The organism is Solibacillus sp. FSL H8-0523, assembly GCF_038051985.1.
GTDB lineage: Bacteria > Bacillota > Bacilli > Bacillales_A > Planococcaceae > Solibacillus.
The window spans coordinates 4,110,372-4,136,895 of record NZ_CP150291.1; the positions used below are offsets into that span (position 1 = coordinate 4,110,372).

Annotated in this window: 27 protein-coding genes; 3 read left to right on the plus strand and 24 right to left on the minus strand. The window is 38.8% G+C overall.

Annotated elements, in window-relative coordinates; genetic code table 11:
- Positions 1-9: 9 nt before the first annotated feature.
- Positions 10-1,539 carry an alkyl hydroperoxide reductase subunit F gene (ahpF, locus tag NSQ62_RS20750; RefSeq protein ID WP_341321904.1) on the plus strand — a complete coding sequence of 510 codons (1,530 nt, stop codon included), beginning with the start codon at positions 10-12 and terminating at the stop codon, positions 1,537-1,539.
- A gap of 146 nt (positions 1,540-1,685) precedes the next feature.
- Here the strand turns inward: ahpF and rlmH are convergent, their stop codons facing one another.
- The 17 genes from rlmH to rpsF all read right to left on the minus strand — a co-directional run bounded on the left by rlmH (position 1,686) and on the right by rpsF (position 19,240).
- The gene (rlmH, locus tag NSQ62_RS20755; RefSeq protein WP_341321905.1) at positions 1,686-2,165 is read right to left on the minus strand and encodes a 23S rRNA (pseudouridine(1915)-N(3))-methyltransferase RlmH; all 480 of its coding nucleotides are present in this window, start codon (positions 2,163-2,165) and stop codon (positions 1,686-1,688) included.
- A gap of 90 nt (positions 2,166-2,255) precedes the next feature.
- The gene (locus tag NSQ62_RS20760) at positions 2,256-2,420 is read right to left on the minus strand and encodes a CxxH/CxxC protein (RefSeq protein WP_341321906.1); all 165 of its coding nucleotides are present in this window, start codon (positions 2,418-2,420) and stop codon (positions 2,256-2,258) included.
- 163 nt (positions 2,421-2,583) lie between these two features.
- The gene (locus NSQ62_RS20765) at positions 2,584-3,867 is read right to left on the minus strand and encodes a trypsin-like peptidase domain-containing protein (protein ID WP_341321907.1); all 1,284 of its coding nucleotides are present in this window, start codon (positions 3,865-3,867) and stop codon (positions 2,584-2,586) included.
- Positions 3,868-4,011: 144 nt separating this feature from the next.
- Positions 4,012-4,800: an MBL fold metallo-hydrolase gene (locus NSQ62_RS20770; RefSeq protein WP_341323992.1), complete on the minus strand. Its 789-nt coding sequence runs from the start codon at positions 4,798-4,800 to the stop codon at positions 4,012-4,014.
- Positions 4,801-4,815: 15 nt separating this feature from the next.
- Positions 4,816-5,646, minus strand: a complete 831-nt coding sequence (yycI, locus tag NSQ62_RS20775; RefSeq protein WP_341321908.1) for a two-component system regulatory protein YycI — start codon at positions 5,644-5,646, stop codon at positions 4,816-4,818.
- On the minus strand, positions 5,633-6,952 hold the full coding sequence (gene yycH / locus NSQ62_RS20780; RefSeq protein WP_341321909.1) for a two-component system activity regulator YycH: 1,320 nt from the start codon (positions 6,950-6,952) through the stop codon (positions 5,633-5,635). Before yycH ends, yycI begins: the two co-directional genes overlap by 14 nt.
- Positions 6,949-8,784 (minus strand): cell wall metabolism sensor histidine kinase WalK, encoded by a 1,836-nt coding sequence (gene walK, locus NSQ62_RS20785; RefSeq protein WP_341321910.1) that lies wholly within the window; start codon positions 8,782-8,784, stop codon positions 6,949-6,951. The genes yycH and walK overlap by 4 nt, the downstream gene beginning before the upstream one ends.
- 5 nt (positions 8,785-8,789) lie before the next feature.
- Entirely contained in the window at positions 8,790-9,497 is a 708-nt protein-coding gene (gene yycF / locus NSQ62_RS20790; RefSeq protein WP_341321911.1) for a response regulator YycF, read from the minus strand.
- Positions 9,498-9,828: 331 nt separating this feature from the next.
- A complete protein-coding gene (locus tag NSQ62_RS20795) occupies positions 9,829-11,295 on the minus strand; it encodes a M23 family metallopeptidase (protein WP_341321912.1) in 1,467 nt (488 codons plus the stop codon).
- Between the two features lie 305 nt (positions 11,296-11,600).
- A complete protein-coding gene (locus tag NSQ62_RS20800; RefSeq protein ID WP_341321913.1) occupies positions 11,601-12,887 on the minus strand; it encodes an adenylosuccinate synthase in 1,287 nt (428 codons plus the stop codon).
- Between the two features lie 184 nt (positions 12,888-13,071).
- Positions 13,072-14,424, minus strand: a complete 1,353-nt coding sequence (gene dnaB, locus NSQ62_RS20805) for a replicative DNA helicase (protein ID WP_341321914.1) — start codon at positions 14,422-14,424, stop codon at positions 13,072-13,074.
- Positions 14,425-14,436: 12 nt separating this feature from the next.
- Positions 14,437-14,883, minus strand: coding sequence for a 50S ribosomal protein L9 (rplI, locus tag NSQ62_RS20810; RefSeq protein WP_341321915.1), 447 nt, complete (start codon positions 14,881-14,883; stop codon positions 14,437-14,439).
- Entirely contained in the window at positions 14,880-16,853 is a 1,974-nt protein-coding gene (locus NSQ62_RS20815) for a DHH family phosphoesterase (RefSeq protein WP_341321916.1), read from the minus strand. Before NSQ62_RS20815 ends, rplI begins: the two co-directional genes overlap by 4 nt.
- Before the next feature lie 13 nt (positions 16,854-16,866).
- Positions 16,867-17,814, minus strand: a complete 948-nt coding sequence (locus NSQ62_RS20820) for a YybS family protein (RefSeq protein WP_341321917.1) — start codon at positions 17,812-17,814, stop codon at positions 16,867-16,869.
- 249 nt (positions 17,815-18,063) lie between these two features.
- Complete coding sequence (gene rpsR, locus NSQ62_RS20825) at positions 18,064-18,303, minus strand: 30S ribosomal protein S18 (protein ID WP_188227411.1); 240 nt, start codon at positions 18,301-18,303, stop codon at positions 18,064-18,066.
- A gap of 43 nt (positions 18,304-18,346) precedes the next feature.
- Positions 18,347-18,910, minus strand: coding sequence for a single-stranded DNA-binding protein (ssb, locus tag NSQ62_RS20830; protein ID WP_341321918.1), 564 nt, complete (start codon positions 18,908-18,910; stop codon positions 18,347-18,349).
- A 39-nt stretch (positions 18,911-18,949) separates the two neighbouring features.
- Positions 18,950-19,240, minus strand: a complete 291-nt coding sequence (rpsF, locus tag NSQ62_RS20835; RefSeq protein ID WP_341321919.1) for a 30S ribosomal protein S6 — start codon at positions 19,238-19,240, stop codon at positions 18,950-18,952.
- Positions 19,241-19,415: 175 nt separating this feature from the next.
- Between rpsF and NSQ62_RS20840 the strand changes: the two genes are divergently transcribed.
- On the plus strand, positions 19,416-19,955 hold the full coding sequence (locus tag NSQ62_RS20840; protein WP_341321920.1) for a DUF3267 domain-containing protein: 540 nt from the start codon (positions 19,416-19,418) through the stop codon (positions 19,953-19,955).
- A gap of 46 nt (positions 19,956-20,001) precedes the next feature.
- Here the strand turns inward: NSQ62_RS20840 and ychF are convergent, their stop codons facing one another.
- The 3 genes from ychF to NSQ62_RS20855 all read right to left on the minus strand — a co-directional run bounded on the left by ychF (position 20,002) and on the right by NSQ62_RS20855 (position 22,324).
- Entirely contained in the window at positions 20,002-21,102 is a 1,101-nt protein-coding gene (gene ychF, locus NSQ62_RS20845) for a redox-regulated ATPase YchF (protein WP_341321921.1), read from the minus strand.
- 127 nt (positions 21,103-21,229) lie between these two features.
- Positions 21,230-21,430, minus strand: a complete 201-nt coding sequence (locus NSQ62_RS20850) for a DUF951 domain-containing protein (protein WP_341321922.1) — start codon at positions 21,428-21,430, stop codon at positions 21,230-21,232.
- Between the two features lie 3 nt (positions 21,431-21,433).
- Complete coding sequence (locus NSQ62_RS20855) at positions 21,434-22,324, minus strand: mechanosensitive ion channel family protein (RefSeq protein WP_341321923.1); 891 nt, start codon at positions 22,322-22,324, stop codon at positions 21,434-21,436.
- A 102-nt stretch (positions 22,325-22,426) separates the two neighbouring features.
- On the opposite strand from NSQ62_RS20855, the gene yyaC reads away from it, so the two are divergent.
- Positions 22,427-23,050 (plus strand): spore protease YyaC, encoded by a 624-nt coding sequence (gene yyaC, locus NSQ62_RS20860; protein ID WP_341321924.1) that lies wholly within the window; start codon positions 22,427-22,429, stop codon positions 23,048-23,050.
- Here yyaC and NSQ62_RS20865 read toward each other — a convergent pair.
- The 4 genes from NSQ62_RS20865 to noc form a co-directional block, all read right to left on the minus strand.
- The gene (locus tag NSQ62_RS20865; RefSeq protein ID WP_341321925.1) at positions 22,967-23,674 is read right to left on the minus strand and encodes a DUF554 domain-containing protein; all 708 of its coding nucleotides are present in this window, start codon (positions 23,672-23,674) and stop codon (positions 22,967-22,969) included. The genes yyaC and NSQ62_RS20865 overlap by 84 nt on opposite strands.
- 143 nt (positions 23,675-23,817) lie before the next feature.
- Positions 23,818-24,660, minus strand: a complete 843-nt coding sequence (locus NSQ62_RS20870; RefSeq protein WP_341321926.1) for a ParB/RepB/Spo0J family partition protein — start codon at positions 24,658-24,660, stop codon at positions 23,818-23,820.
- The gene (locus NSQ62_RS20875; protein ID WP_341321927.1) at positions 24,653-25,414 is read right to left on the minus strand and encodes an AAA family ATPase; all 762 of its coding nucleotides are present in this window, start codon (positions 25,412-25,414) and stop codon (positions 24,653-24,655) included. Before NSQ62_RS20875 ends, NSQ62_RS20870 begins: the two co-directional genes overlap by 8 nt.
- Before the next feature lie 169 nt (positions 25,415-25,583).
- Positions 25,584-26,468 (minus strand): nucleoid occlusion protein, encoded by an 885-nt coding sequence (gene noc, locus NSQ62_RS20880; protein WP_341321928.1) that lies wholly within the window; start codon positions 26,466-26,468, stop codon positions 25,584-25,586.
- Positions 26,469-26,524 lie beyond the last annotated feature (56 nt).

Sequence of the window (26,524 nt, forward strand, 5' to 3'; positions counted from 1 at the left end):
TGATACTCAGTGGCACTTGATGCAGAAATCAAATCTCAATTAAATCAGTACCTACAACTGCTAGAAAACAATATCGTGCTAAAAGTAAGTGTTGGGTCTGATAAAGTTTCAGACGAGATGTTAGCCCTAATTAATGAGCTCGCTTCTATGTCATCTAAAATTACAGTGGAAAACGTAGCACTCGTGAGAACACCCAGCTTTAGTGTCAATCGGGTCGGAGAAGATACAGGTGTTACTTTTGCTGGTGTCCCTTTAGGTCATGAATTTACCTCTTTGGTGTTAGCTTTGCTTCAAGTAAGCGGACGCGCACCAAAAATAGATCAAAATGTAATCAATCAAATTAACAATATTGATGGTGAGTATCATTTTGAAACATACGTTAGCTTAACTTGCCACAATTGCCCTGATGTTGTCCAAGCGCTAAATATTATGAGTGTACTAAATCCAAACATTACACACTCCATGATCGACGGCGCCGCATTCAAGGAAGAGGTGGAACGCAAAGATATTTTAGCTGTACCCGCTGTTTATTTAAATGGTGAGCCCTTTGGAAATGGCCGCATGGTGATTGATGAAATCCTAGCTAAATTAGGAACGGGTCCAAAGGCAGAAGAACTTTCAAACAAAGAGCCCTACGATATCCTTGTTATTGGTGGCGGTCCTGCGGGAGCTAGTGCAGCGATTTATTCAGCGCGTAAAGGAATTCGTACAGGTATTGTCGCAGAACGGTTTGGTGGCCAAATTTTAGATACACTAACCATTGAAAACTTTATTAGTGTAAAAGAGACAGAAGGGCCAAAACTTGCGCAAGCTCTTGAGGAGCATGTGAAGGATTATAACATTGACGTAATGAACCTACAGCGAGCAAAACGGTTAGAAAAGAAAGACTTAGTGGAGATTGAATTAGAAAACGGCGCTCTTCTTAAGAGTAAAGCGGTTATCATTTCAACTGGTGCTCGTTGGCGCAAGGTGAATGTTCCTGGTGAGGAAAAATTTAAAAATAAAGGTGTCGCCTATTGTCCTCACTGTGATGGTCCTTTATTTGCAGGAAAGGATATTGCCGTTATCGGTGGCGGTAACTCTGGTATCGAGGCAGCAATTGACCTTTCCGGTATTGTCCATCATGTAACGGTACTTGAATTCGGCACAGAACTAAAAGCAGATGATATCTTACAAAATCGTTTACGCAGTCTTTCAAATGTAACTGTTCTCACAAATGCTCAAACAACAGAAATTACAGGTAAAGATAAAGTAAATGGGCTGACATATGTAGATCGTGAGTCCGGGAAAGAAAAACACATCGAATTAGCTGGTGTGTTTGTCCAAATCGGGTTAATCCCAAACACTGACTGGTTAGATGACACACTTGAACGCAACAAAATTGGTGAAATAACTGTTGATAAGCGTGGTGCTACTACAATTCCTGGTGTATTTGCTGCTGGTGATTGTACGGATAGCGCCTACAATCAAATTATTATCTCAATGGGATCTGGTGCTACTGCTGCATTAGGGGCGTTTGATTATCTAATTCGAAATTAGTTGTTTCTTACAAGCTCTCCTATAAATATTCCCGTAAATTAAGCAAAGAAGCATGATGTTTTTAGATGTGCTTTTGGCAAATTAAATTCTAAAAAAGCTCAAAATGATTTGAGAACATCATTTTGAGCTGAATTTTAGAACCGCACTTACTTATGATACGGTTCACCCTTAATAATTCTAAAACTTCGATAAATCTGCTCCACTAACACCAACTTCATTAACTGATGTGGCAATGTCATTTTACCAAAGCATAGCTTTTCATCGGCGCGCTTTAAGACATCATCATGTAAGCCAAGTGAGCCACCAATAACAAACGCGACTTTGCTTTTACCGTACGTCATTAGGCTATCTAAATCCGTAGCCATTTCTTCGCTCGATTTCATCTTACCATCTAGTGCTAGCGCAATCACATATGTGCCATCATTAATCTTCGCTAAAATACGTTCGCCTTCTTTGCGTTTTACGATATTCATGTCAATCTCACTTAGCGTTTCCGGTGCTTTTTCGTCTGGTACCTCCACTAAATCGATTTTTGCATAGCCACCTAAACGCTTAACATACTCATCGATGCCCATCTTTAAATACTTTTCTTTCAATTTCCCGACAGAAATGACCGTTATATTCACAACTTATCCACCTTTACACGTAATTTACAAACAAGTTATACACAGGAGTTATCCACTTATCCACAGGCAAAAACAACATATGGTGTAAAGTTATTTACTTGATACAATATATGTCGCTTTCTCTTCACAATAAGAGCAACCTGTTGATAACTTTTCGTCTTCTGTTAAAAAATCCATCATAGGATACTCTCCAGTTTCTGCAACGTGCATATCTAAAGCGTGGTCTATATGGGTTTCACAGCTATATTTTTTCATTTTATAATCCTTCTTTCTTTTCTGAAATTTCCACAAACTTATTCACAATTTCAAGATGTTATCCACAACCTATTGTAACAAACAAAAAACAAGTAGAAAAGAAAAGCCTTTTTCTTCTCTACCCGTTGTGTGTAAATTGTAAATATTATTCAGTTATCCACAACTACAATTGTGCATTTTCCACTAATTCTAATTGTGCTTCTACTAGCTGACCTTGGCGATATACTTTGATCTGCAATGTATCACCAATTTGTTTTTCGTTGTATAAGTGCTTGCGTAATTGAATTGCATTTTCAATTTTTTGGCCGTCCATCTCTACGATGACGTCATATTGCTGTAAGCCTGCACGCTCAGCAGCAGAACCACGCACCACTTGAGAAATTACAACACCGCTATTAACCTCTGCTGGTAATTGCAGCGTCTGTTGTTGATAATACGCCGGCACCTCTGTTAAATCAACTAATGAAATGCCCATCGTTGGACGTTTCACTTCACCACTTTGCTCTAATTGCTCAATGATTGGTATGGCTGAATTAATTGGGATGGCAAAGCCTAACCCCTCTACAGAAGATTGTGCAATTTTCATGGAGTTAATGCCAACTAAGTCGCCCGCTACATTAATTAACGCACCACCCGAGTTCCCCGAGTTAATAGCTGCATCCGTCTGTAATACATCGGTTGACCAGTCCTCTACACCATCATCATTTAAATCGACTGGCACTGAACGATCCTTACCTGAAATAATGCCGCGCGTTACTGAGCCGTAAAAGTCTAAACCAAGTGGATTCCCGATTGCCACAACAGTTTCCCCTTGTTTTAGCACATCTGAATCGCCAAACTGTGCAATGGTATCAATACTTTCACTTGCAATAGATAGTACCGCTAAGTCTGTCCAAATATCACTTCCGACTAATTGTGCTTCTGCTTTTGAACCATCATCTAATGTCACTTCAATTTGCTTCGCACCGTCGACTACGTGGTGATTCGTTACAATGTATGCACGCTCACCTTCTACTTTATACACAACACCCGAGCCACTACCAACCTCTTGTCTCGTTGCTGTATTTTGACTCCAGAAGTTTGGGGCAACGTCTTGGATATTCGTAATCCCTACAACGGCACTCGATACCTTTTCAACGGCCTCTGTCACATCATTCGTCACTTCTGTTGCGTTTTGTGTAATCGTAGACTTGGGTTCATTACTACTATTCGAAACTTGAGTAGCACCAGGTAATTGATTGGCAAGCGAAGGTAATAGTAACCACAAAAGCAATGCGCCGACGATGACACCACTCAAGCCTGAAACAAAATAGCCCCACTTGCTGCCACCTTTGTTATTTTTCTTATGTTGACGTAGTTGCTTTTCATCTTCCTCACGCTTTAAACGTGCCTCCAGCTCAGCAACACGATCTTGTTGTTTTTGTTCATCCTCTGGAAAATAGCCCATCACACTCATCCTCTCTTGTTGTTCCTTTTGTTAGTATTAGCATACACAGCAAACATTAAAATTAGATGAAAAATACTTAAAACATTACTAAAAAAGTAAAAGAACTTTGCCAAAATTATTTCAGCAAAGTTCTTTTACCCTTATTTAGATGGTTACAAGCTTTGTTGGAATATTTGCATCTGTATCATGCAAATTTAAATATTCCCCAGTAACGATCCCGCATGATTGTAGCGTTTGCGTAACACTCATACGTGCTAATTCCTTCATATTGTTATCTTTACTTAAGTGCGCTAAGTAAATTTGTGTTGGTTTTTCAGCTACAACATCCGCCATGGCAACTGCTGCATCTTCATTTGACACATGCCCCACATCAGATAGAATACGACGCTTAATACTCCATGGGTATTTCCCCATTTGAAGCATGTTAACATCATGGTTACTTTCAAATACATACGCATCTGCCGCAGAAATATAACCCTTCATGCGGTCACTTACGTAGCCCGTATCGGTAATAACAACAAGTTTACGCCCATCTTGCCCGAACGTATAAAACATTGGATCCGCTGCATCATGCGATACCGCAAATGACTGAATATCTAAAGCACCGAATGTTTTCATTGTTTCCATATCGAAATGGAAACGTAAATCAGTCGGGATGTTGCCAATAAGCCCGTCCATCGCATCCCAAGTTTTCGCATTCGCAAAAATCGGTACATTGTATTTACGTGCGACAACACCCAATCCCTTAATATGATCACTATGCTCATGCGTTACTAAAATACCGGATAAGCTTTTCATATCACGATCAATTTCAGCAAAAAGCTGTTCCATCTTCTTACCACTTAAACCGACATCTACTAAAAATGAATGCTCATCATTTTCTACGTAAACTGCGTTGCCCGTACTGCCACTAGCTAAAACGCTAAATCGCATCATTAAAACTCCCTACTACTCTAAATCCTCTTGCCCTTCTACGACTTCGGATAAATCATTTTGAATCTCTAAGATCTTACCTTCTACCGCATTTACAAAATGAACTTCCTCGGATTTATCCGACAAACGAACTCGTACTTCCCAAGTAGGCGCAAAAACCTGTGTTTGTGCTAATTGTACACTCGTCGAATAGCCTAGGTTCATTTTTAATATTTGAGAATCTGGTTTCAATAAATTTTTACCATATAAAACTTGTAACACTTGAATCGGTGTTAGTAAGTTTTGTTGTTTTTTTAATTTTTCATGCTTCTCCAGCATTGTTTGCTCATAGGCCACTATCCGCTCATCATCATTCCAATAAATTTTTACATAACCCCGTACATTATAGTAAAGGGTTACGTTATTAACCTTTTGGAAGAATATCGCCACTTTATTTTCCTCATCGACACTCCATAATTTATACGAATCCCCTTGATGTACGTGACTATGAAGAAACTCAGTAAATTTATCACGTCCAGCGTTTTCCTGCAATTTCACAGGCTTGTCCATTTTGATAAGTAATTTGTTACCATTTTCAATTTCTGTTTTTTGATTCGCAAAAAATGGGACTTCTGAAGGTGCGAAGTTTTTAATTTGTCCTGAATAATAGGCCGCACTTTCATTGTTACTTGGTAAGGCAATATACGTAATATTATCTTCCTTTAATTGCGATTCAATTTTTGTCGTTCCACCTAATACTTCAATTTTTTGGCCCTCATTATAGCTCTCTAAATACTGTGTATATAAGAAGATATTTAAAATTAAGAACACCCAAATAAAAATCGTCTTCGTTCTATTCCAATCCATTCATCACACCTCCTAATTGGTCAGGTGTGATGCGCGTCAAATCATTATTTGAAATAACAAACCAGCTCGGGTCAAAAATATAAGCATCAGGATTTTGAATTAAATGATAGCCCATCACGATTTCATCCACTTCTTCAAAATTGTAGTCTTCTGAATTCCGAACATAGTCAACAACCATTTCGCCTGAAGGCAAATTCTTCACCAAACGCTCATTTGGAACGTCACTTTCAATAGAATAATATGGACGGCGGTAACGGAATAAACGGTTTTCGCCCCACGTCGTAATAATACTCGTTGTGATGTTACTATAAACTGGATAGCCATGTAAAAACAGCTGATATTCAATAATATGCTTACCGACATTCATCGACGATAAGCGGAAATCAGATGTGAAGCCTCCATGCTCATTTACATACTCAAAGCTATCGAATATGAGGTTTGTTGAAGGAATCGGTGCAATGCTTTCCGCAAGATAGTTTACGTAGTTCAAAATTTTATTTTGTGTATCAACTTGCATCCACGACATATCATCACTATATTTTTCAGACTGTGGACTTTCTATGTTGCGCTGCACAATACTAGGATTCGTAAAAACAATATTTTTAAAGCTATCTAACGATAATTCCTCATCTAAATACGTATACTGAGTCGCCTCAATCGGATCTTGTACAACATATAAGGATCGTAATGAATCACGCTCGATTTCTGTATATGACGTATATTGTTTAGCTGGCTCTATAATTTTTGCTAAAAATCGTTGGTTGCTTTGTAAATCAATATAGCCTCTAAATAACAACCGTTTTTCTGTATTTAAAAATAATAACTGTAGCTGATCTTGTTCTTCAAGAGTTGACCAATCAATAATCAAACGTGTAAAACTTGCATCTGGTAGTAAATCCTTATTGTAAAAAGTCAACACATTCGAAAAGGTTTGCAGTGGGATTTCTTCATTGAAAAATAAAGTTGCACGATTATTTGTGCGTACAATTTCATTCATTCTCACATCTGAAATATTACTGTCAATTTCAAGATCAGAAACCTGCCAAGTAATTAAATGACGATATAACTCATTCAAGACACTATTTGATACCGTCCCTGTAAACAGATCATTTTGCCGATATAATACGCGGTAGGGCCTCAAGACATCCTGCATTTGCTTTGGCTCACTAATTAGTACTTCTTCTACCTGTGTTTCCTCAATCAGCTCATACTCCGGCTTATAATTCCAAATGAGGAGCGTTAACGTAATACTTAAGAAAACAAGGAACGCTAATAAAAATGATTTTATTTGCTCAACATACTTCATTCCCAATCCCCCGCCTCATCTAGTTCATACGGTAGTGTGAAGAAGATTGTTGTGCCTTGCCCTTCCTCACTTTCAGCCCAAATTTTTCCGCCATGCGCTTCAATCATTTCCCGCGCAATCGCAAGTCCTAGCCCTGTACCACCCATCGAACGGGCACGCGCACGGTCCACACGATAGAAACGGTCAAAAATGCGACTCACATTTTCTTTTGGTATCCCCAACCCGTCATCTGAAATCATGACACGTAACATATTGTCATGCACCGTAAAGCCAAATCGAATATTGCCACCATCCGGAGAATACTTCAAAGCATTTGAAATAATATTATCGATAACTTGCGTTAATTTGTCTGTATCAATATCTACGTAATAGCTTTTCTCTGGTAAGAGACGCGCAAATTCAACATGCTGGGATTTCGACATTTCAAAACGGTCAATAATGCCCGTAAAGAATTTATTAAACTCAACAAATTCAAAGTTTAATTCATATTCTTGACTATCCATTTTTGAAAGCTGCAGTAAATCATTTACCAAACGAATCATACGTTCGGTTTCCGTTTGTGTCACATTTAAAAACGTCGGTGCAATGTTTTCATCACGCCAAGCACCATCCGCTAGCGCCTCTAAATAGCTGCGCATCGTTGTCAGTGGCGTTCGTAATTCGTGTGAGACGTTCGCTACGAATTCACGACGCTCCATGTCGATTTTTTCCTGCTCAGTAATATCGTGTAGGACAGTAATTAAACCATTTACAAAGCCTGTTTCTTTTTGAATAACCGAAAAGTTCGCACGTAAAATATATGGTGCATCATTCACACTAAAATCAAGGTTTACTGGCTCTTTCATATGAATTAAGTCTTCAAAGCTATATTCCTGATCCAACCTTAATACCGATGCAATCGGACGGTTTAACGTTGATTCACGTGAATCATGGAGCAAATCAAGTGCCGGTTCATTAATTAAAATAATCTTCCCTTTACGGTCTGTTGCTATTACCCCGTCGGTCATATTACTAAGTACACTTGCTAGCTTGCGACGTTCTGCTTCAGTTGTTGACTGCGCTTCTTGCAGGCGGTTTGTTAAATGGTTAAAAGCAATCGCTAATTGACCAATTTCATCGGTACCATATACACGAACTTTACGTGAATAGTTCCCTTTAGACATGGCCTGTGCCTGTTTCCGCATATCCGAAATTGGTCGCGTAATGGTACGTGCTACTAAAATCCCTAAAATAATCGTAATCACCAGTGACATCACAATCCCAGCTGCAAAAATACGATTTATTTCACTAAGTTGTTCATATACCTTTTCGATGTTTGACTCTACATAAATAGCACCTTTCACTTCACTATTTGGACCAACCGTTTCGGTAATAGGAGAGGCAAGTACCCACACCCGATCACCAGTATCACGCTCAACTGAAATCGTATCAAGCAATGTTTCAGCAGAAATCGCATTACGAATAATTTCTTCATTTGCACGTTGCCCAATTAGCGCCTGATTGTCTGCTTCAGATGTAGCTAATATTCGATTCCGATTATTAACGACATTAATTTTATTTATATCCTCTGTTGAAAACTCATGTAAAATTGCACCCAAACTTACTTCAAGCGAGGATGTCTCATCACGGTCTACCTTTAGCATCTCTTCACGAATGCTATAGTGCACTAATTCAATACGCTGCCTGATCGAGTCTTGGAAATTGGTTTTTAAATTCGTCTCCAGCTGCTTCATGAAATAAATACCAATTATTTGCAGGGCGATAATAATTAACAGCATATAAATCAAAACAAGCTTTACATGAATCGATTTGAAAAAACTAACTTTTTGCATGTAGTCTACTCCTGTTCAGGATTACGTAAGTAGTAGCCGACCCCTCGTCTTGTCACAATCCACATTGGATGACTTGGATTGTCCTCGATTTTTTCACGTAAACGACGAATCGTTACATCTACTGTTCGTACATCCCCAAAATAATCATAGCCCCATACCGTTTGTAATAAGTGCTCACGTGTCATCACTTGTCCGATATGCTTTGCTAAATAATGTAATAATTCAAACTCACGGTGTGTTAATTCAATCGTCTCTTCACGCTTTAATACTAAATAAGCATCCGGCTGAATTGTCAGTGAACCAACGACGATATCATTCGTTTCCACTATCTCTTCTACTTGTGCTGGTACATTTAAACGTCGCATATTTGCCTTTACACGTGCGATTAATTCGCGTGTACTAAATGGCTTTGTGACATAATCATCTGCGCCCATTTCAAGTCCTAATACTTTATCAATTTCCGAACCTTTCGCTGTTAGCATAATAATCGGAAAATCATATTTTTTTCGAATTTCACGACATACTTCCATGCCATCACGCTTTGGTAACATAATATCTAATAGCATTAAATCTGGTTGTTCTTCTTCCACTTTTTGTAATGCCTCATCGCCATCATAGGCGCAAATAACGCGGTAACCTTCTTTAATTAAGTTAAATTGCAAAATGTCTGCAATCGGCTTTTCATCATCAACAACTAAAATCGTTTTATCCATCTTACATTCCTCTTTTCTTTAGAATATCTCTATATTGAAAGGGTTTCATTTAATATCACTATTCTTACTCTATCATGGTTTCACTTTTGGCGCATTATACAGATAGTTTAGCGGATTATTTTCCGGGAAATAAAGTATTATTGCACAATATTTTTTGAATTTTTTCACATATTTATATAATTATTATACATAATTTTACACCATTAAATAAAAAACAGTCTCACAAATACTGTGGACTGTTTTTTTGATAAATAATACCCGTAAAAAGCGAGGTATCCTTTTTTTCTACTGTGGATTTTCTAGAAAACTCAAACTTGCCAATCCACTAACATTAATTTAAATAGTCTAACGGATTTACTTCGGATCCGTTTTTATGAATTTCAAAGTGTAAATGTGTTCCCGTTGAACGACCCGTTGAACCCATTACACCAATTGCAGCACCTTGTCCAATGACTTGACCAACTGAGACATCAATTTTTGATAAATGTGCATATAGTGATTCATAACCGTTATTATGATTAATCACGATATAGTTTCCGTAAGTCGAATGACGGCCTGCTGTTTTTACAACACCATTATCTGATGCTTTAATTGTGTAACCTGATGGACGAGCGATATCAATACCGTAATGGTAACGACCCCATCGATGCCCCATCTGACTTGAAATATACCCACCCTCTGCTGGCCAAGCAAATGTACCTGTACCCACTGAAGGAATTACTTTTGTCCCAACAATGACAATGCGGTTTTCTGGCTCGACAAGAATGTTTTCAGCTGTTTGTACACGCTCTGTACGCACGCCATTTTCTTCCGTGATTACATACGTTACTTCTTTTTTACCGACAGCGCCTTCTTGCTTGACAACTTTTTCACCTTTTAACATTGTTGGATCTTCTTCAACAATCTTCTCAAAGTCGATTGTTTCTACTATTTTCTTTTCATGCACAGCCTTTACAGATAAAAACGGCTTTTCTACTGTCACGTTTAACTGTTGACCAATTTGCAAGACAGAAGTAGCTGTTAATCCTGGATTTAACTCAAGTAACTGAGCTGTTGTTAAGCTGTGTGATCTTGCAATCGAACCTAATACATCTCCAGCTTTTACGGAGTACGTTTCTTTTTGTGCAGCACCTGTTTGTAACGTTTGTACAGCTTGCTCTACTGATACAATTTCAGCAGGATCTACTAGTAGTTCTTCTGTCACAATGTCTTCTGATAATTCAATATCAATAATACGTGTTTCATTCTTTTGTAAAGCGGGTAAAGAAGAGTCGGTATTGTTTTTTACTTTTTGTAATTGATTTTGTGTAACAAATTGAAGCTTTAATCCGTCAGTTACTGCTTCAATCTCTTCTTTGGCCTTTAATGTAGCAACTGCTGTGTCCCCTACCTGTAATGAGTAGGCTTTTGCTTGTACAGTAATTGCTTGTTGAAGGTCTTTTGTTGCTTGCGCTTCATTTGTATCAACAGTAAATACTTGTTCTGGCACGACCGTAATATCTGATCCTGCAACAAGCTCCATCTGCTCATACTGCTTACTCGCTTCTATCTCTTTTTGTTTTACAATTTTTGCAACTGTTGCCTCATCAGCAACAGATCCCACATAGGTATTTGCTACATAAACATGGTAAATCTTCGCAAACTCTTCTTTATTTGTTTCGTTTGCAAACCCTAAATTAAATGTCACTGTTGAAACAAGTAGCGCTAATACTGCAGCTATTTTAAGTTTACCGTTGTGACGATTAATTAGACTTGGCTTTTTACCTGTCAAATCTAACTGGCTTTCATTTGATTCCATGATAGAGCCCCTTCCAAAAACTTCATTCTATATTATAAAAAAGTATTATTTATATTACTTTAACTTTAAAAACACACTTTGCTACTGTATCATAATTCTCATTTCAATAGAACCTTTTCAAACTTTTTGTAATGAAATTGTATTATTTTCTAAAAATTTGTTACATTCTCATTACTAGTTTTGATAACTCTATATCTTTATATTCAGTTGCGTGTTTATTTATTCTCTCATCACCCATAATCCATATAAAAAAGGCAACGGGTGCATGATACAATCCGTTGCCTTTACTCTATTTAAACGCTATTTTATTCCCAAATGGCATTTACAATGTTCGTTTGTTCACGTGCTGGGCCAACTGAAAAAGTCATTAGTTGAATACCCGTTAGCTCTACGACACGATTTACATAGTTTTGTGCATTTAGTGGTAAGTCTTTAAAGTCACGAACGCCTGTCACGTCTTCAGACCAGCCAGGTAGCTCTTCATAGATCGGTTTGCACTGTTCAATAATTTCTAGGTTTGCAGGATACTCGGTAATGATCTCACCATTGTAGTCGTATGCTGTACAAATTTTCACCGTATCCAGACCCGCTAATACATCAATTGAGTTTAGCGCTAAATCGGTAATACCCGATACACGGCGCGAATGACGTACAACAACTGAATCGAACCAACCGACACGGCGTGGACGTCCTGTCGTTGTTCCATATTCACGGCCAACCTCACGAATTTGATGACCAACTTCATCATGTAATTCTGTTGGGAATGGACCATCCCCAACACGAGATGTATACGCCTTACATACACCAACTACACGAGAGACAGCATTTGGTCCAACACCTGAGCCAATTGCGATTCCACCTGCTACAGGGTTTGATGATGTCACAAAAGGATATGTACCTTGATCAACGTCTAGCATAATGCCCTGTGCGCCTTCAAATAGCACTTTACCCCCTTCATCAATCACGTCATTTAACACTTTTGATGTATCGGTTACATACTGAGCAATTTCTTGACCATATGCATAATATTCTTCAAATATATCATCAAAGTTTAAGCCCTCTACTTCATAAAACTTCGTAAATAAGCGATTCTTTAATTCTAAGTTTGCACGTAATTTTTTTTCAAAAGTCGGTTTATCTAGTAAATCCGCCACGCGAATGCCGATACGACCTACTTTATCTTGATAGCATGGACCAATTCCTTTAGCAGTTGTACCAATCTTTTGGTCTCCACGGCTTTCTTCATCTACAATATCTTGATGAATATGATACGGTAGAATAACATGTGCACGATTTGAAATTCGTAAGTTTGACGTATCAATGCCACGTGCCTTCAAGCCCTTTAATTCCGTTATAATCGACTTTGGGTTAATGACAACGCCATTACCAATAACTGATAATTTGTCCGAATAAAAAATCCCTGAAGGAATTAAATGCAGCTTATACGTTTCTTCACCAATTTTGATTGTATGACCTGCATTATCGCCACCTGCAAAACGTGCAATGGCATCTGCTTTTTTTGAAAGGAAGTCTGTAATTTTACCTTTACCTTCGTCTCCCCACTGTGTACCTACTACAACTACTGCTGTCATAAATGCGCACCTCCGACGAATGAGCCCCCTAAACTTTTAGGCGTCCAATTCTTATTCATAAAATTATTCTTACTCAAGTTATTTTATAGTGAAGCATGAACATTTTAACAATTCCGAAATGTAAAAGTCAACAAAAAACACGAACGTCCTTGAATTGTTATCAAAGAACGTTCGTGTTTAAAGGCTATTCCTCACGCGGTGGTGGGGTAAATTCTAAGTTTAAGAATTTATTATATTCTTTTCGGAATGCTAAGCTTACTGTACCGGTTGGACCGTTACGTTGCTTTGCAATAATAATTTCGATAATGTCCTTACTTTCGGATTCTTTATCGTAGTAATCGTCACGGTAAAGGAACGCAACGATATCGGCATCTTGCTCGATCGAACCTGATTCACGTAAATCACTCATCATCGGACGCTTATCTTGACGTTGCTCTACACCACGTGATAGCTGAGATAGGGCAATTACCGGGACTTGAAGTTCACGGGCTAATCCTTTTAACGAACGGGAAATTTCCGATACTTCTTGCTGACGGTTTTCCCCGGGCTTCCCACTACCTAAAATGAGCTGTAAATAATCGATTAAAATCATCCCAAGACCATTTTCTTTTGCTAAACGTCGGCATTTGGCACGGATATCGGCCATACGAACACCCGGTGAGTCATCAATATAAATACCCGAGTTCGATAAACTTCCCATTGCCATGGTCAGCTTGCTCCAGTCATCATTCTGCAAATCCCCGGTACGTAAGCGTTGAGCATCGATATTGCCCTCTGCACATAACATACGCATGACAAGTTGGTCGGCACCCATCTCTAAAGAGAAAATCGCGACATTTTCACGCGCCTTTACAGCAACGCTTTGCGCAACATTCAGTGCAAATGCTGTTTTACCAACAGATGGACGCGCTGCTACGATAATTAAATCATTGCGCTGGAATCCGGCCGTCATCTTATCGAGGTCACGGAAACCAGTTGGAATACCTGTCACATCTCCGGCACGTGATTGTAGCTGCTCAATATTATCAAATGTGTGAACCAATACATCTTTTACATGCTTGAAATCCCCCGCATTTTTACGGTTAGATACTTCAAGCATTTTCTTTTCAGCTTCAGCTAAAAGAATTTCTACTTCATCTTCACGCGTATAACCATCATCCGCAATTTTCGAAGCCACTCGGATTAAGCGGCGTAAAATCGCTTTCTCCTCTACGATTTTCGCGTAATGACCAATATTGGCAGCAGTCGGAACCGCGTTCGCCAACTCCGTCATATACGTTAAACCGCCAACATCCTCTAGCTCTTTTTTCGCAGATAATTCTTCCGTGACAGTGACAACATCAATTGCTTTTCCTTGGTCGCTTAAATTCAGCATCGTTTGGAAAATCTTTTGATGCGCAATGTGGTAAAAATCATCGGCGATTACGATTTCAGATGCTGTAATAAGTGCTGGCGGCTCAAGGAAAATTGCGCCAATTACCGAGGCTTCTGCTTCGGTATTATGTGGCGGCACGCGGTCCATCATGGAATCGCTCATTGTTGTCGCTCCTTATTCTGCAATTACATGTACTTTTAACGTTGCCTTTACATCTTGGTGTAACTTAACCGGAACGTTTGTAAAACCTAATGAACGGATACCATCGCTGCAATCCATTTTACGTTTATCTACTTTAAAGCCATGTTTCTTTTGTAATGCATCTGCAATTTGTTTTGTAGAAACGGAACCGAATAAACGGCCACCTTCGCCTGATTTTGCTTTAATTTCTACTGTAAGTTTTTCTAATTCGTCTTTTAAATCTTTTGCTGCTTGTAATTCAGCTGCTGCATTTTTTTCAGCTAGGCGCTTTTGGCCTTGTAACTCGCTCATTGCTTGCGCATTTGCTTCTTTTGCATGGCCATTTTTAATTAAAAAGTTGCGTGCATAACCTTCTGAAACCTCTTTAATTTCGCCTTTTTTACCTACATTTTTAACGTCTTTTAAAAATACTACTTTCATGATTGTTGACTCCCCTCGACTGTTTCTGTAATTGCTGCTACTAAACGTGTTTTTGCTTCATCAATTGAACTCGCTACAAGTTGTGTTGCGGCATTGGTTAAATGCCCACCCCCACCGAGCTGCTCCATGATGAGTTGCACGTTCACTTCACCTAATGAACGGGCGCTAATCCCAATGAGCCCGTCGCTACGATGCGCAATAACAAACGCTGCACCAATATCTTTCATTGTCAGTAAAATATCGGCTGTTTGTGCAATGAGCACCGAATCATACACGACTGAATTTTCCCCATTTGCAACGGCGATTCCTTTGTAAGGGAACTCTACCGTTTGGACAATTTTCGAACGTGTGACATACGTGTCTATATCTTCTTTCAGTAAACGCTGGATCAGTACTGTATCGGCACCAAATGTACGTAAATACGATGCTGCTTCAAACGTACGGGCACCCGTTCGGAGTGTGAAGCTTTTCGTATCCACAATAATACCAGATAATAGCGCTGTTGCCTCTAGTGGTACTAACTTTTCGTTTTGTGGCTGATATTCGAGCAATTCTGTGACAAGCTCGGCTGTAGAAGATGCGTACGGCTCCATATAAACAAGCGTCGGATTCGTTATAAATTCTTCACCACGGCGATGATGATCAATTACAACGACCTTATCAGTTTTACTAAGTAAACGATTATCAACGACTAAGCTTGGTTTATGTGTATCGACAATGACAACAAGTGATTTTGCTGTCATTTTTGACAACGCTTCTTCTGGTGAAATAAAACGATCATAGAAGTCTGTTTTCTCTTCTAGCTCTGCCATTAAACGGTCCACACTACCATGTACTTCTTCTGAGTTCACAATAATATAACCATCAATACCGTTCATCGCCACCATTTTACGTACCCCTACACATGCGCCTATCGAATCCATATCTGGGTTTTTATGTCCCATGACAAACACGCGATCACTATCTTGAATTAAATCACTTAAGGCATGTGAAATGACACGGGCACGTACCCTTGTGCGTTTTTCCACAGGGTTGGTTTTTCCGCCGTAAAAGCGAATTTTACCGTTCGACTGCTTAATCGCCACCTGGTCACCGCCACGTCCTAATACTAAATCAAGCCCGGATTGTGCGAGTTGGCCAAGCTCTACTAATGACTGTGAACCTGCACCAATCCCAATACTTAACGTTAATGATAGATTTTTTTGTATCGTACGTTCACGCACCACGTCTAAAATAGAAAAGCGCTTTTGCTCTAAATCCGATAAAATCGACTCATTGAAAACTGCAATAAAGCGATCGGACGCAAAGCGTTTTACGAAAATATCATACTGTGCCGCCCATTCATTAATAATCGACGTGACCATCGTATTCGTTAAACTACGCGCCTGATCATCCATACCCGAGGTTAATTCATCGTAGTTATCGATAAATAAAATCGCTAATACAGTACGGTCTGCTAAGTACTGCTTCTCAACTTGAATTTGCTTTGTGACATCAAAGAAATATAAAATCTTTTCGTCTTTTTTATAGAACACATTATATTTACGATCAAATAATGCAATTGAAAGCTCTTCTTTTTTACCTTGTGCAACAAGAGTATGCAGGTTTTCCGAAATCCCAAAGAGCTCTTGCCCTACTAATGAACCTTGTTGAAGCACACGCTGCATAAAAGGATTGGCCCATTCAATCGAAAAATCATCATTTAATATAAGTATTCCAAATGGCATCTCTAAAAATGCCTCTTCGCCAACATCCTTCATGCGAAACGACAAGGCTTCAATATGCTTTTCTGTTTCTAAATACGTTAACAATTCTAAGCGCAACGCATAATACATTGTTAGTGCATAAATGATTACAAAGGCAATTCCAATCCATATATTCCACATCATAATAAGGACAGCTGCTGCTAAGCCTAGTAAACACAATACTAGCAATGGATATCGAATTGGTCGTTTACGAAAAATCCCCACTTCAATCAGCTCCTCATTTTTGACTCTTTTGTTGAATATAATCTCGTGCATTAAAGCCTAAATCAATAATTCCTATTAAAACGACAAACGAATAAAAGGGAATCGCAACAAGTGTACTAATGACCTTTAAAAACTTTGGCTGCTTATAGCAGTCAAGCATATAGTGAATAAAAGAAATCCCTTGTACGGTTAACAGTACCCATAAAACCATCGAAACATTTAGCATAATAACTGCCAATGCTGAATCTGGTTCTGGACGCACGAACAAGTTAATTGATAACACAATTAAATAATACCAAAGTACAGAACGTGGTAAGCGTAGCTCACTAAACTTCGCAAATTTCGGTACATCTACTTTCAAACGCTTTAAAATCGGTAAATTTACCGCCATGAATAGTAGTGTGAATAGTAACATCGCCAGTGTAATAGAAGCTGGAATCGTCATTTCTAACGTATTCAACATACTTGTTAAATTCTCCATCACTTCTTTTGGTGTTGCTTGCCCAGTGATTTTCTCTGACATCTTAATTGATTCCATATACGAAGTTTTCATTAAATCAAGTGACTCTCGAATAAAGTCTACTTCAAATAAACGAACTGCAATCACGTACTGAATCGCAAATGTAATGAGTAAAACAACGCTTGTTGATATAAACATAAAGACTTTGCTTTTTTTATTAAAAATAGCGTCACCAATCGTCATACCTGCTGCGGCAAAGATTAATGAAGCTGGTAGAATGAGCAATCCACCAATAAAAAAAGTAACCGCTACGGCCGCAACAAAAACTAACGCCGATGATTTTCGATCGTAATGCGCACTATACCAAATAATCGGTAGTGGTGCGATCAATGCTGCCACGATATTCGCCATAGGCACATAAAAAACGATGGCCATTAACACTGTAAATAGTGCAATCATCATCGCGCCATGTGCTAACTTCCTTGATTGATTATTTTGCATGGAGAACCTTCCTTATCTAAGTGTTCGAAAGACTTTTAAATTGAGCATTGTGCTTACGTCTTCCTTATGATGGGTCCTATAAAATGTGTATCGGCCCTTCAACTTTTCTCACCTTTCTATTGTACCATTTTTATATAACCAAACAAACTAACGCTACGCAATACATGAAATTGAAAAACAAAAAAGCCATTGAAATCTAAAATTAGATTTCAACAGCTTATTAATGGTTAGCAAGTAACCAAATGAGACTTATTTGTCTTCAGCAACGAATGGTAATAAAGCCATAATACGAGAAACTTTGATTGCAGATGTAAGTTTACGTTGGTATTTAGCTGAAGTACCTGTTACGCGACGTGGTAAAATTTTACCGCGCTCAGAGATGAATTTCTTTAAAAGATCTACATCTTTGTAGTCGATGTGCGTAATGTTGTTAGAAGTGAAGTAGCAAACTTTACGGCGTTTGCGGCCTCCGCGACGTGGTGCCATTATCGGTGTCCTCCTTTAATTTTTATTTTGTAGATAATTGAAGCTCTTAGAACGGTAAATCGTCTTCAGAAACTTCAATAGGTCCTTTGCTATTCGCAAATGGATCTTCATCTACACGTGTATAATTTTGCTGATTTTGAGGTGGTTGTTGATAAGAACCATAAGATTCCTGTGGTTGCCCACCACCATAGTTTTGGTTTGACTGATTCGATGTTGGTTGCCCACCATAGTTTCCGCCACCGCCGTATGATGCAGCTGGTGCTTGTCCACCTTGAGATGCATTTGCTCCTCCGCGCGGTTCTAAGAACTGCACAGCGTCTGCAATTACGTCCGTTGTATAGACACGCTTACCATCTTGTCCTTCATAGCTGCCTGTTTGAATTCGGCCTTCTACACCAATCAAACTCCCTTTTTTCATGAAGTTTGCTAAGTTTTCAGCTTGCTTTCTCCAAGCAATACAACCAATGAAATCTGCTTCGCGTTCACCCGATTGGCTCGAAAAAGTACGGTTTACAGCAATTGTAAAACGCGCCATTGGAACTCCACTCGGTGTGTAACGAAGCTCTGGATCTTTTGTTAGTCTTCCAACTAATACAACACGGTTAATCATCAATATACCCTCCCTTTTTTCAGCAGTTTTGTTTAAAAATTATTTGTCTTCTTCGCGTACTGCGATGTGACGGATGATATCTTCGCTGATGTTAGCTAAACGAGTGAACTCGTTGATCGCTTCAGTTCCAGCGTTGATTTTCACGATTTGGTAGAAACCTTCGCGGAAGTCGTTGATTTCGTAAGCTAAACGGCGTTTACCCCACTCTTTTGCTTCAGTGATCTCTGCACCATTTGAAGTTAAGATTTCGTTGAAACGCTCTACTAAAGCTTTCTTCGCTTCTTCTTCAATGTTTGGGCGGATGATGTACATTAATTCGTACTTTCTCATTTGTGTTTGCACCTCCTTATGGACTTGGGCTCTCCTGTTAACAGGGAGCAAGGAGTAAGTAACTTCTGTTACTCACATCAATGAATTGTATCACAATTTACTTTTATACGCAACCGCATAGATCACTTAATCTTTATTCATTTTTTGTTATAATCATTAGTAACGGAGGTGTTTTATGGATGACAAACAACCAATCATCATTGAATTAAATATGCAAAAAATAATGCGTGATAATATTATTTTAACCATTGTACTAGTTATTTTAATGATTGCCTTAAATGCACTGATTCATCAACGTTTTACATTCGACTTTTCGCTGGTTGATTATATTTACTTGTTTACAGCCTATATATTGCTGATTATTTTACATGAAGCTTTTCACTTAATCGGCTTTATGATTTTTGGTGGTGTACCGTATAAGGACCTTGATTATGGGGTTAACTTGAAACTTGGCATTGCTTATGCGACAACTAAACAGCCACTTACAAACGCAGCAATGAAAAAAGCATTATTATTGCCATTTTGGATGACTGGTGTTGCACCTACTGTAATTGGTTTAGCACTCGATAACTTTTTAATTGTATTTGTCGGTGCACTCTTAATGGCCGGTGCGATTGGTGATTTTCATATGTATAAAGAATTGCGTAAATATCCAAACGATGCTGTCGTGAAAGACGATCCAAAAGAACCTAAACTATATGTTTATGAAAAGTAAAAGACGATTTGCCAAGCTAAATTGGTGGCAAATCGTCTTTATTTTCCTACACGTTAAATAAGAATTCCAGTACGTCGCCGTCTTGTACAACGTATTCTTTACCTTCAGCACGCACACGGCCTGCTTCTTTAGCAGCTGGCTTTGAGCCGAATTCTACTAAGTCTGTGAACGCAACTGTTTCTGCACGGATGAAGCCGCGCTCGAAATCAGTATGGATAATTCCTGCACATTGAGGTGCTTTCATCCCTTTACGGAATGTCCATGCACGAACCTCTTGTACACCAGCAGTGAAGTAAGTTGCTAAACCTAATAAGCTATAAGAAGCTTTAATTAATTGATCTAAGCCTGATTCAGCAATTCCTAATTCAGCTAAAAATTCTTTTTTCTCATCGTCTTCTAACTCAGAGATTTCCTCTTCAATCTTCGCACAAATTGTAATGACTTGTGCGCCTTCAGCTGCAGCATATTCTTGTACCATTTTTACGTACTTGTTATCCGCTGGGTCTGCCACTTCATCTTCAGAAACGTTTGCTACATAAAGCATTGGTTTGACTGTTAATAAGTGTAGACCTTTAATGATTTTTTTCTCATCATCTGAAAGGTCTGCTGCACGCGCAGGTTTTTCAGCTTCTAATACTTCTTTAATTTTTTGAAGAATAGGTTCTTCTAGCATGGCTTCTTTATCTTTTTGCTTCGCCATTTTTACTACACGTGCAATACGCTTATCCACTGATTCCATATCTGCTAAAATTAACTCAAGGTTAATGACTTCGATGTCGTCAATTGGGTTTACTGTACCTGAAACGTGCGTGATGTTATCGTCTTCGAAACAACGAACCACTTGGCAAATTGCATCTACTTCACGGATATGTGCTAAGAATTTGTTCCCTAGACCTTCACCTGTAGAAGCACCTTTTACAATCCCTGCGATATCCGTGAATTCGAATGTTGTTGGAACAGTTTTCTTTGGTGTTACAAGTTCTGTTAATTTATCTAAGCGTTTATCAGGAACCGTTACACTACCTACGTTTGGCTCGATTGTTGCGAATGGATAGTTGGCAGCAAGTGCCCCTGCCTTTGTAATTGCGTTGAATAATGTTGACTTACCTACGTTTGGTAAACCTACGATACCAGCTGTTAATGCCATGTTGACACAACCTTTCTATGTTCAGTACATTTTTTCTAAAAAAACCGTTTTGGCGGATTGTTTTTATCCACTAATTTTATAGCCTTGTCTATTATATTGATTCCCACATTAAAAGTCTATTTTGCTCTTAAAGCTCGTTCGACTTATTTAACACCTTTTTCATTTTCTTCTCAAATTCTCGGCGTGCAATCATTACACTATGACCGCAGCCTTCGCATTTAATACGAATATCTGCGCCAAGGCGAATAATTTTCCAGGCATTCGTTCCACAGGGATGCTGCTTTTTCATTTCAACAACATCCTGTAGCTCATATTGTTTTGCTTCCATCGATTATTCTCCCCCTCGTTCATAGAACATCATTTTCGGCGCTGCTAATGGAATGCCATTACGCGTTAAAATATCGATGACGTCTTTACGAATAATGCGTGAAATCGCATGCTGCTGTAATGGTAACGTTTCTACTGTAATACGAATTGTCGCTTCTGTACCTGTCGTATTCGTAACACCTAAAAATAATGGTGCGTTAATGAGCTCTTCATATTGTGAAGGTAATGTATCTAAATAATCTTGAATAATTTTTTGCACTTTTTCAATGTTGGCATCAAGCGATACTTGCATATCAATCAGCGCTTTTGAGTTATTAATCGAGTAGTTAATAACCTCACTAATGCTCCCATTTGGCATAATAAATTGCTCACCCGTACCACCTTTAATTTTCGTTGTACGTAGACCAATTTCCATTACCGTACCTTCTGCAGCACCAATTCTTACATAGTCACCGACACTAAATTGGTCTTCTAAAATAATAAAGAATCCCGTAATGACATCTCTTACTAAGTTTTGCGCACCAAAGGCGATGGCAACAGAAGCAATCCCGGCCCCTGCAATTAGCCCGGCAATTTGAATATTAAGTGCTGATAATACACCCATAATAGCCGAGAAATATACTAAATAACTCAGTACACTTTGAAGTAGCTTAACAATCGTCACTTGTCGACGCTCATTATTACGCACACGAATCATAAAGACACGTGCAATGATTTTTTTACCCGCCCACACAACTAACGAAGAAATAAGCCAAATCGCTAAAATCTTAATGCTTACCTCAAAAATCATGTCCCAAAACTCCTGGCTTGTCGCATAATCCCATAATTTTGTTGTATAGCGCGCTAGGCCCTTTAAATCCGTTTCTGCTAAATCAATCGTTAAATCCTCTTCCAAAATTTTCACCTCTTGTATAACTGTCTTGCATATTGAATATACTGCCTAAATATATCGTATTTTTTCATATTTCTCGAGTAATCTATTTTAAGGAGTGTATACATGACACAAGCATTTGAAAAAAATTATAGCATTCATTATGAGCAAACGAGTGCGGTTTGGGAACTTAGTGAATTTTTATTGCAGCGGATTCCATTTGATCATGAAAAATTAGTGTTTTGCTGCATTGGTACCGACCGTTCTACCGGCGATGCACTCGGACCGATTGTCGGCAGTCAGTTACAACAAATTTTTTCATTTCCTTTTGAAATCGTTGGTACTCTGCAAACCCCACTCCATGCACTAAATATTGTGGAGCGTCATGAAAAACTGTATGAACAAGAAGAGCCGTTTATCGTTGCCATCGATGCGTGCTTAGGTGAAGCATCAGCAATTGGCTCTATTTTAGTCCAAGATGGCCCACTCTATCCCGGAAAAGCCGTAAACAAAGCGCTACCTCCAATCGGTCATCTATCGATTAAAGGCATCGTCAATGTCGGGGGCTTTATGGAAGCGAAGGTACTCGCAAATACACGACTACATGTTACCTATTCTATGAGTGACAAAATTGCCCGCGCGCTACAGCTTGCCTGGCAACGCCACTTACTGAAACAGAAAAATAATCGCAACTATGACCGCAACAATTATAATCGCTGGCAGCAAATTGGCTATACGGATTTTCGTTAGTCCAGCAATATTTAAGCCGATTGCTAATATCATAACACCGCCTGTAGCTGTCATTTCTTTAATAAACAAATCCAGTGCCTCCGCCGGAATATATGTACTAATGACGCCAGCAAAAACAGCGATTGTGCCTTGATACAAAAAGACTGGCACTGCTGAAAGCATGACACCTATCCCTAGCGTAGATGCCAAAATAATTGCCATAAAGCCATCGATAATCCCTTTTGTAATGAGCACATTGTGATCATTACGAAGCCCACTGTCAAGCGCTCCAATAATCGCCATCGAACCAATTACAAAAATTAATGATGCCGTAACAAAGCCCTGTGCAATAGTTCCTTTTTGTGCACGCGTTCCAAATAGGGATTCAACCCATAAGCCGAAACGATTGAATTTCCCTTCTAGATCAAGCCATTCACCAATAACCGTCCCAATTACTAAACTCACAACGATAATAATAAAATTATCACTTTCTAAGCCCATTTGAATACCAAGTACAGCAACAACTAAACCGATAATGACCATTACCGTTTGCTGCATTGATTCTGGGATATTTTTAAATAAACGTCCTACAAATGCGCCAATGATGATAAAGAGCGCATTTAAAAACGATCCAAGTAATACCATGAGTAAGCCTCTTTCTTTTCATAATAGAATCGATTTTAACATGCACATGGCATTACTTGATATTCAATTTTTAAATTTTCTAAAATATCCGTACTGTGAAATGCTAAAAATGGGCGAACAACCTACTTGTTGCGCCCATTTCTTTATTCCTCGATATTCAACATTTCTAAAATGCGTTGCAAATCATCTTCTGAGTAAAATTCAATTTCAATTTTCCCTTTATTTTTTGCTTTTTTAATTTGCACTTGGGTACCAAAATATTCACGGAGCTGTGATTCGGTCGCTTGTGTATGGATATCCGTTTTCGGACTCTTTGTTTCACGTGAAACAGCCTCGTTTACATCCTGAATATATTTTTCAAGCTGGCGAACATTTAAATGGTCTTTTATCACCTTATGTGCCACTTCAGGAATACGGCGCTTATTTTTTAAGCCCAGTAAAGCGCGGCCATGCCCCATTGATAATTTCCCTTCGTTTACAAGCTCGCGTATATCCTCAGGAAGCTGCAATAAGCGAATTAAATTGGCGATATGCGGACGACTTTTACCTAAACGCTTCGCTAAATCATCCTGTGTGAATTTTAGTTTCACAATTAAACTATTGTACGCTTCTGCTTCTTCGATTGGCGTTAGATCCTCACGTTGCAGATTTTCTAAAATCGCCACTTCCATCATTTGCTGCTCACTAAAATCGCGCACGATAACGGGTACTTCTGTTAACCCTGCCAACTTTGCCGCACGATAACGACGTTCCCCTGCTACAATTTCATATTTCTTACCGTTTTTCCGGACAACTATCGGCTGAATAATCCCGTGTTCATGAATCGACTGCGCTAGTTCCTCAATTGCTGCTTCATCAAACACTTTACGTGGCTGAAATGGATTTGCAATCATTCGCGCAACAGCAATTTGCTGCACTTGGTCTTCCTGATGTACTGCTTCTTCACGAAACAATGCATCGATCCCTTTCCCTAATCCTCTAACCATTTTTAATCACTTCCCTTGCAAACTCTAAATAGGTTTCTGATCCGCGTGATTTTGCATCGTACAATAATACAGGCTTACCATGACTCGGTGCCTCACTTAACCGCACATTACGTGGAATAACTGAATGGTACACCCTGTCTTGGAAATACCGCTTTACTTCATCAATCACTTGTAAACCTAAATTTGTTCGTGCATCCAGCATCGTCAGGAGCACCCCATCAATCACAAGTGACTTATTCAAATGCTTTTGCACCAAGCGCACCGTTGATAACAGTTGGCTCAAGCCCTCTAATGCATAATATTCACACTGTACGGGAATAATTAATGCATCCGCTGCCGTTAATGCGTTAATCGTTAATAATCCAAGTGAAGGTGGACAATCAATAATAATAAAATCAAAGTTATTTTTAATTTCCTGTACAGACTTTTTTAGACGCGCTTCACGTGAAACAGTCGAAACAAGTTCAATTTCTGCCCCCGCGAGTGAAATCGTTGCAGGCACAATATATAAATTTTCTACTTCCGTTTTCTGAATCACTTCTTTAATATCCTCATCGTTAATCAGGACATCATAAATACAGCTTTCTAACTCACCTTTTTTCACGCCAAGACCGCTGGACGTGTTCCCCTGTGGATCAATATCAATTAGTAACACTTTCTTTCCTAAATAAGCTAAACATGCACTTAAATTCACGGATGTCGTTGTTTTACCTACACCACCCTTTTGGTTGGCTATTGCAATAATACGTCCCATATTCGCACCTGCTTTCATCACTTCAGTTTAGGTATATTAGTGAATCTATTGATTTATTACGGTTGCCTTCTTTGTCGGTTACTTTTCTACTTTTATCTTATCAAAAAACTATGAACAACGTTGTATAAAAAAACCTTCTACGTAAAAAAATACATAGAAGGCAAAACGGTTATTTTTTCTTTGGAATTTTCACAGTGATTTGATAATACTCATCTGTATCTTCTTCCTCTGTTTTTAAATCGATACCGCTTTTGGTAACCATCGATAATGATTGCTTAATGGTATTGAGGGCAATACGTACATCTTTACTAATCGCTTTACGAGAAGGCTTACGTTTTTTTACGTCCGGCTCTTCTGGATGGAGGATTTTTTGAATTTGATCTTCAAGCTGTCGAACATTCCAGTCAAACTCTTTCGATGCTGCAATTAATTGCATTTGGAGTTGTTCATCCTTAATGGCAATTAATGCACGGGCATGACGCTCCGAAATTTCACGATTTAAAATAGCATCCTGCACAAATTGCGGAAGCTTTAGTAAACGCAATTTATTGGCAACTGTTGATTGACCCTTACCAAGACGTTGGGCAAGCGCTTCTTGTGTAAGCGAATGCAGTTCCAACAGTTTTTGGTAAGCCAGTGCTTCTTCAATTGCTGTTAATTCTTCACGTTGAAGGTTTTCAATAAGCGCGATTGAAGCCGTTTCACGATCATTTAAATTACGTACAATCGCAGGCACTTCTGACCATTGAAGTGATTTCATTGCACGGTAGCGACGTTCACCCGCAATGATTTCATAGTTCCCCACACTACCACTCATCGGACGGATCACGATTGGTTGAATGACACCATGTGTATGAATTGTTCTTGCTAATTCTTCAATCTTCTCATCATCAAAAACGGTACGTGGCTGATAACGGTTCGGAATGATTTTATCTATAGGAATTTTAACTACTTCTTCAGAAGCCATCGAGATATTCTCCATTACTTCTACTTCACTGTTTACTTCTGGTTGCTTCGGGCTCCCTCCGAAAAAACGTGAAAAAGTACTTTTCATCCGTGTGGCACCACCTTTAAGAAACTGTCTAGCTCATATACAATATTATTTCTGAT

Bases quoted from the DNA above. Each gene is read 5' to 3' on its own strand.
- NSQ62_RS20760 (WP_341321906.1), bottom strand. From the start codon at position 2,420: ATGAAAAAATATAGCTGTGAAACCCATATAGACCACGCTTTAGATATG.
- NSQ62_RS20765 (WP_341321907.1), bottom strand. From the start codon at position 3,867: ATGGGCTATTTTCCAGAGGATGAACAAAAACAACAAGATCGTGTTGCT.
- NSQ62_RS20770 (WP_341323992.1), bottom strand. From the start codon at position 4,800: ATGCGATTTAGCGTTTTAGCTAGTGGCAGTACGGGCAACGCAGTTTAC.
- yycI (WP_341321908.1), bottom strand. From the start codon at position 5,646: ATGGATTGGAATAGAACGAAGACGATTTTTATTTGGGTGTTCTTAATT.
- yycH (WP_341321909.1), bottom strand. From the start codon at position 6,952: ATGAAGTATGTTGAGCAAATAAAATCATTTTTATTAGCGTTCCTTGTT.
- walK (WP_341321910.1), bottom strand. From the start codon at position 8,784: ATGCAAAAAGTTAGTTTTTTCAAATCGATTCATGTAAAGCTTGTTTTG.
- yycF (WP_341321911.1), bottom strand. From the start codon at position 9,497: ATGGATAAAACGATTTTAGTTGTTGATGATGAAAAGCCGATTGCAGAC.
- NSQ62_RS20795 (WP_341321912.1), bottom strand. From the start codon at position 11,295: ATGGAATCAAATGAAAGCCAGTTAGATTTGACAGGTAAAAAGCCAAGT.
- NSQ62_RS20800 (WP_341321913.1), bottom strand. From the start codon at position 12,887: ATGACAGCAGTAGTTGTAGTAGGTACACAGTGGGGAGACGAAGGTAAA.
- dnaB (WP_341321914.1), bottom strand. From the start codon at position 14,424: ATGAGCGATTCCATGATGGACCGCGTGCCGCCACATAATACCGAAGCA.
- rplI (WP_341321915.1), bottom strand. From the start codon at position 14,883: ATGAAAGTAGTATTTTTAAAAGACGTTAAAAATGTAGGTAAAAAAGGC.
- NSQ62_RS20820 (WP_341321917.1), bottom strand. From the start codon at position 17,814: ATGCAAAATAATCAATCAAGGAAGTTAGCACATGGCGCGATGATGATT.
- ssb (WP_341321918.1), bottom strand. From the start codon at position 18,910: ATGATTAACCGTGTTGTATTAGTTGGAAGACTAACAAAAGATCCAGAG.
- rpsF (WP_341321919.1), bottom strand. From the start codon at position 19,240: ATGAGAAAGTACGAATTAATGTACATCATCCGCCCAAACATTGAAGAA.
- NSQ62_RS20840 (WP_341321920.1), top strand. From the start codon at position 19,416: ATGGATGACAAACAACCAATCATCATTGAATTAAATATGCAAAAAATA.
- ychF (WP_341321921.1), bottom strand. From the start codon at position 21,102: ATGGCATTAACAGCTGGTATCGTAGGTTTACCAAACGTAGGTAAGTCA.
- NSQ62_RS20850 (WP_341321922.1), bottom strand. From the start codon at position 21,430: ATGGAAGCAAAACAATATGAGCTACAGGATGTTGTTGAAATGAAAAAG.
- yyaC (WP_341321924.1), top strand. From the start codon at position 22,427: ATGACACAAGCATTTGAAAAAAATTATAGCATTCATTATGAGCAAACG.
- NSQ62_RS20865 (WP_341321925.1), bottom strand. From the start codon at position 23,674: ATGGTATTACTTGGATCGTTTTTAAATGCGCTCTTTATCATCATTGGC.
- NSQ62_RS20870 (WP_341321926.1), bottom strand. From the start codon at position 24,660: ATGGTTAGAGGATTAGGGAAAGGGATCGATGCATTGTTTCGTGAAGAA.
- NSQ62_RS20875 (WP_341321927.1), bottom strand. From the start codon at position 25,414: ATGGGACGTATTATTGCAATAGCCAACCAAAAGGGTGGTGTAGGTAAA.
- noc (WP_341321928.1), bottom strand. From the start codon at position 26,468: ATGAAAAGTACTTTTTCACGTTTTTTCGGAGGGAGCCCGAAGCAACCA.